Source organism: Anaerotruncus sp. 1XD42-93 (genome assembly GCF_009917605.1).
Lineage (GTDB): Bacteria > Bacillota > Clostridia > Oscillospirales > Ruminococcaceae > Anaerotruncus.
The window spans coordinates 1-1,289 of sequence record NZ_QZEG01000178.1 but is presented as its reverse complement, the minus strand read 5'-3'; the positions used below and the strand labels follow the sequence as shown (position 1 = coordinate 1,289).

Sequence of the window (1,289 nt, the reverse complement as noted above, 5' to 3'; positions counted from 1 at the left end):
ATACCGTTTCATATTCCTATTTTCGCTCTTGCCAACGATTTGTGCAATATTTATTTTTCAAACAAGGCCTAGCAAATGTAGCATTTTCATGTGAGTTATTTTTGAAAGCAATATTATATGGCTTTGGCGTGGATTTCTCAAAGACGCATGGATTAAAGGGACTGTTTGAAAAATTGCCCCAGAATGAGCAGGAATATATATCGAAAAATATTGGTATAAAAAATAGGGAAAAAGAATTTTACTTATGTCTAAAAGAACAAGATCAAGCATTTCCTGAGTATAGATACATGTGCGAAGCAAAAGCAATGTCGGCAAATCCCGTGTTCTTGTTTGCGTTTGCGCATATTCTAAAATTTGTTTATGAATCGTTAGTTAGAGAAAATGGAAAAGATGAAGAATTGAGGTGATATTATGAGTACCTACCATATCGTACTTTCAACCAATGAAAGTACGGTTGTAACCGAATATGAGCCACAAACCAAACGCTCTGATGCTTACCAGAGTGAAGCGACTCTGGAAGCAGCATTTATCAAAATGCTGGGCGAACAGGGCTATGAGTATGTGACCATTCACAACGCCGATGCACTCATTGCCAATCTCCGCAGACAGTTAGAAATACTCAATAACTATCAGTTTACGGATAAGGAATGGGACAGCTTTTTCAAAAGTAAAATTGCCAACGCCAATGAGGGCATCGTGGAAAAGACCCGAAAAATTCAAGAAGACTATGTTCAAAATCTGACCCGTGAGGACGGCACGACGATGAACATCTCTCTGATTAACAAGAAGAATATCCACAACAACCGTTTGCAGGTCATCAATCAGTATGAGGAAAGTGCCGGAACGCACGACACCCGATATGATGTGACTATCCTTGTGAACGGTCTGCCTTTGGTTCATGTGGAACTGAAACGCCGTGGCGTAGCCATCAAAGAAGCGTTCAACCAAATCAACCGCTATCAGCGTGATAGTTTCTGGGCTGGTTGTGGGCTTTATGAGTATGTGCAGATTTTCGTTATCTCCAACGGCACATTCACAAAGTATTATTCCAACACCACCAGAGCGAGCCACATCAAGGAAAGTGAAAACTCCGCCAAGAAGCACAGCAAGAAAACTTCCAACAGCTTCGAGTTCACTTCCTATTGGGCAGACGGCAACAACAAGGTCATTCCCGACCTTGTGGACTTCACAAAGACATTCTTTGCAAAGCACACCATTCAGGGCAACAGCATTTGAAATTTTGCCAAAAAGAGATATAATCAGGAATATGGAATTAAAAAGATTAAAAT

General features: G+C 40.5%; 1 protein-coding gene and 1 pseudogene. Both read left to right on the top strand.

Translation table 11 applies throughout. From position 1 onward, the window contains the following. A partial coding sequence (locus D5269_RS17865) for a HEPN domain-containing protein (RefSeq protein ID WP_120487613.1) occupies positions 1–407 on the top strand: 407 nt, incomplete at its 5' end. A 4-nt stretch (positions 408–411) separates the two neighbouring features. Continuing rightward, positions 412–1,218, top strand: a pseudogene (locus tag D5269_RS17860) (type I restriction endonuclease); the annotation flags it as partial. Positions 1,219–1,289 lie beyond the last annotated feature (71 nt).